Raw genomic sequence first — 3878 nt, forward strand, 5'->3', positions numbered from 1 at the left:
GAACTGCGCGCGGCGGGGCAGGAGGCGGCGCGCGATTATCACGCCCGGCTGCTGGGCCGGCCGCTGAACGTGCTGCTGGAGACCCCGACCAGCGGGCATTCCGAGGAATTCGCGCCGGTGCGGCTGGTCGGGGCGGCGGCCGATATGGGGCGGATCGTGACCGTGCGGCCGACGGCGGTTGACGAAAACGGACTGGTGGCGGAAACCCTCTGACATGGCACTCGGTTTTTTCTCCCGTCTCAAGGCGGGATTGTCGCGCTCGACCCAGAAGCTGGGCGGCGGCATCGCCGCGGTCTTTACCCGCCGCAAGCTGGATGACGAGGCGCTGGAGGAACTGGAGGATCTGCTGATCGCGGCGGACCTGGGCCCCAATGTCGCGGCGCGGATCATCGCGGCGTTCCGTCATTCGCGCTTCGGCGCCGAGGTGACGGACGAGGAGGTCCGCCAGGCGCTGTCGGCGGAAATCGCCCGCGTGCTGGAGCCGGTCGCCGTGCCCTTCGTCCCCGATCCGCAGCGCAAGCCGCATGTGGTGCTGGTGGTGGGGGTGAACGGCACCGGCAAGACCACCACGATCGGCAAGATGGCCCGCTATTACGGCGAGCAGGGGCTGAAGGTGATGATGGTGGCGGGCGATACGTTCCGCGCCGCCGCCGTGGAGCAGCTGCAGATCTGGGGCCAGCGCGTCGGCGCGCCGGTGATTGCCGGCCCGCCCAATGCCGACGCGGCCGGGTTGGCGTTCGAGGCCCTGAAGCGCGCCCAGGCCGAGGGGGCGGACCTGCTGCTGATCGATACCGCCGGCCGCCTGCACAACAAGGGCGCGCTGATGGAGGAACTGGCCAAGATCATCCGCGTGATGCGCAAGTTCGACGAGAGCGCGCCGCATTCCGTCCTGCTGGTGCTGGATGCGACGACGGGGCAGAACGCGATCGAGCAGGTGCGGGTGTTCAAGGAGCTGGTCAACGTCACCGGGCTGGTGGTGACCAAGCTGGACGGATCGGCGCGCGGCGGCATCGTTGTGGCGCTGGCCGACAGTTTCGGCCTGCCGGTCCATGCGGTGGGCGTGGGCGAGCAGGCCGAGGATCTGCGTCCCTTCTCGGCGGAAGCCTTCGCGCACGGGCTGGTGGGCGATTCGGTGCGGTTGACGGGACAGGCGCCGGAAGAGGGAGAGGGGGCGGCGGACGAGCCGGCCTGATCGACGGGGCACGGTCCGCGCGGACCGTGCCCCCCGATAATGGTCAAGCCTGAATGGTCAAACTTGGCAGGTCAGAGCGGCAGGAACCGTTCCGAGATCTCGCCGAGGGCCTGGATGCCGGGCAGGGTCTTGCCTTCCAGCCATTCCAGGAAGGCGCCGCCCGCGGTCGAGGTGTAGGACATTTCGTCCGCCACGCCGGCATGGCGCAGCGCCGAGACCGTGTCGCCGCCGCCGGCGACGCTGGTCAACTGGCCGGCCTGGGTGCGGCGGGCGACCTCGGCCGCGACCTGGTTGGTGGCGGCGTCGAAGGGATGCAGCTCGAACGCGCCGAGCGGACCGTTCCAGACCAGGGTCTTGAGCCCGACGATCTTCTCGCGCAGCAGGTCAACGGTCGCGGGACCGGCGTCCAGGACCATGGAGTCGGCGGGGATGGCATCGACCGGCACGATCTTGGTCGGCGGATCGGCCTTGAATTCCGTCGCCGTCACCGCGTCGACCGGCAGCACGATCTCGCAGCCGCCGGCCGTGGCCTTGGCCATGATCGCGCGCGCGGTGTCGTGCATGTCGGCTTCCTGCAGCGACTTGCCGACATTCACGCCCTTGGCGGCCAGGAAGGTATTGGCCATGGCGCCGCCGACGATCAGCACGTCGACCTTTTCCAGCAGGTTGCCGATCAGGTCCAGCTTGGTCGAGATCTTGGCGCCGCCGACGATCGCGCCGACCGGACGGACCGGGTTTTCCAGCGCGACGTTCAGTGCGTTCAGCTCGGCTTCCATCAGGCGGCCGGCGAAGGACGGCAGGAAGCGCGCGACGCCTTCGGTCGAGGCATGGGCGCGGTGGGCCGCGGAGAACGCGTCATTGACGTAATCGTCGGCCAGCGACGCCAGCGCCTTGGACAGGTCCGGGTCGTTCTTTTCCTCGCCGGCGTGGAAGCGGGTGTTTTCCAGCACCAGCACGTCGCCGTCCTGCAGCCTGGCGACGGCGGCCTCGGCCACCGGGCCCACGCAGTCGTCGGCGAACTGGACCGGGCGGCCCAGCGCCTGGCCCAGGGCCTGGGCGATCGGGGCCAGCGACATCTCGGGCACGCGCTTGCCCTTCGGGCGGTCGAAATGGCTGGCGACGATCACCCGGGCGCCCTTGTCCGCCAGTTCGCGGATGGTGGGAACCAGGCGTTCGATCCGCGTCAGGTCGGTGATCCGGCCGTCGCGCACGGGCACGTTGAGGTCGGCGCGCAGGAGCACCTTGCGCCCCTTGGGCTGCAAGGCGTCCAGCGTCTTGAAGGACAGGGCGGCCATCAGAGGGACCCGAAGACCGCGGCCGTGTCGGACATGCGGTTGGAGAAGCCCCATTCATTGTCGTACCAGCTGCAGATGCGCACCATCTTGCCGCCGTCGATCAGCGCGGTTTCCGTGGCGTCGAAGGTCGAGGACGCGATGTTGTGGTTGAAGTCCGAGCTGACCAGCGGCGCGGTGTTGTAGGCCAGCACGCCCTTCAGCGGGCCTTCGGACGCGGCCTTGCGCATCGCCTCGTTCACTTCCTCGACCGAGGCGGGGATGCGGGTCGGCACGAAATCCAGCGACACCAGCGACACGTTGGGGGTGGGCACGCGGATCGAGGTGCCGTCCAGCTTGCCCTTGAGGTGCGGCAGGACCAGGCCGATCGCGCGGGCGGCGCCGGTCGAGGACGGGATGAGGTTGATCGCCGCCGCGCGGGCCCGGCGCGGGTCCTTGTGCAGCGTGTCCACCGTGCGCTGGTCGCCGGTATAGGAATGGATGGTGACCATGTAGCCGCGCTCGATGCCGAACGCGTCATCCAGCACCTTGGCCACCGGGGCCAGGCAGTTGGTGGTGCAGGACGCGTTCGAGATCACCGTCATGTCGCTGGTCAGCGTGTCCTGGTTCACGCCGTAGACGATGGTGGCGTCGACATGGGTGCCGGGGGCCGAGATGATGACCTTGCGCGCGCCGGCTTCGATCAGGTGCGCGGCCTTTTCCTTGGTTGTGAAGCGGCCGGTGCATTCCATGGCCACGTCGACGCCCTCGAACGGCAACTTGGTCGGGTCGGGTTCGGCCGACACCTGGATCGGCGCGTAGGTGCGGCCGTTCGCGGTGATGACGATGCTGTTGCCTTCGACCCGCACCTCGCCGGGGAAGCGGCCATGGATGCTGTCATAGGTCAGCAGGTGGGCGTTGTCGGCGACGCTGCCCAGGTCGTTGATGGCCACCAGCTCGACGTCGGTGCGTCCGCTTTCGATGATGCCGCGCAGGACCAGGCGGCCGATCCGGCCGAAGCCGTTGATTGCGACTTTGACAGCCATTCGATTTCTCTCCCGTTCGTTTCAGCCTTTTCGGGCCGTCGGCCTTGGCTGGGCGCGGCCGCTCTCAGCTTTCTGCCCGGAAGGCGACGGAAAGTCACGCCCTGTCTCGCCGATCAGCCGCATTGCGGTGTCGCAGATCCGTTCGGCGGTGATGCCCAGCCGGCGGTAGAGTTCGCTGGCGGGCGCGGTCTCGCCGAAATCCTCCATGCCGATGAAGGCGCCGCCCGGACCCAGCCAGCGTTCCCAGCCGAAGGCCGAGGCGGCCTCGATGCCGATGCGTGGGGCCTGGCCCAGCACCTGGTCGCGATAGGCGGCGTCCTGCCGGGCGAAGAGTTCCCAGCAGGGCAGGGAGACCAGCGCCGCGTGCAC

At 68.9% G+C, this 3878-nt stretch carries 4 protein-coding genes and 1 pseudogene; 2 read left to right on the forward strand and 3 right to left on the reverse strand.

What is annotated here, in order from left to right; genetic code table 11:
* Together HUK84_RS11990 and ftsY are read left to right on the forward strand one after the other, a co-directional pair.
* Positions 1–213 (forward strand): annotated as a pseudogene (locus HUK84_RS11990) (tRNA (N(6)-L-threonylcarbamoyladenosine(37)-C(2))-methylthiotransferase MtaB); the annotation flags it as partial.
* 1 nt (position 214) lies between these two features.
* On the forward strand, positions 215–1192 hold the full coding sequence (ftsY, locus tag HUK84_RS11995; protein ID WP_176640499.1) for a signal recognition particle-docking protein FtsY: 978 nt from the start codon (positions 215–217) through the stop codon (positions 1190–1192).
* Between the two features lie 71 nt (positions 1193–1263).
* Here the strand turns inward: ftsY and HUK84_RS12000 are convergent, their stop codons facing one another.
* The 3 genes from HUK84_RS12000 to HUK84_RS12010 all read right to left on the reverse strand — a co-directional run.
* A complete protein-coding gene (locus tag HUK84_RS12000) occupies positions 1264–2487 on the reverse strand; it encodes a phosphoglycerate kinase (protein ID WP_176640500.1) in 1224 nt (407 codons plus the stop codon).
* Positions 2487–3509 carry a type I glyceraldehyde-3-phosphate dehydrogenase gene (gene gap / locus HUK84_RS12005; protein ID WP_176640501.1) on the reverse strand — a complete coding sequence of 341 codons (1023 nt, stop codon included), beginning with the start codon at positions 3507–3509 and terminating at the stop codon, positions 2487–2489. Before gap ends, HUK84_RS12000 begins: the two co-directional genes overlap by 1 nt.
* A gap of 21 nt (positions 3510–3530) precedes the next feature.
* A partial coding sequence (locus tag HUK84_RS12010) for a transketolase-like TK C-terminal-containing protein (RefSeq protein WP_408887824.1) occupies positions 3531–3878 on the reverse strand: 348 nt, incomplete at its 5' end.

The organism is Nguyenibacter vanlangensis (assembly GCF_013376155.1).
Taxonomy (GTDB): Bacteria; Pseudomonadota; Alphaproteobacteria; order Acetobacterales; family Acetobacteraceae; genus Gluconacetobacter; species Gluconacetobacter vanlangensis.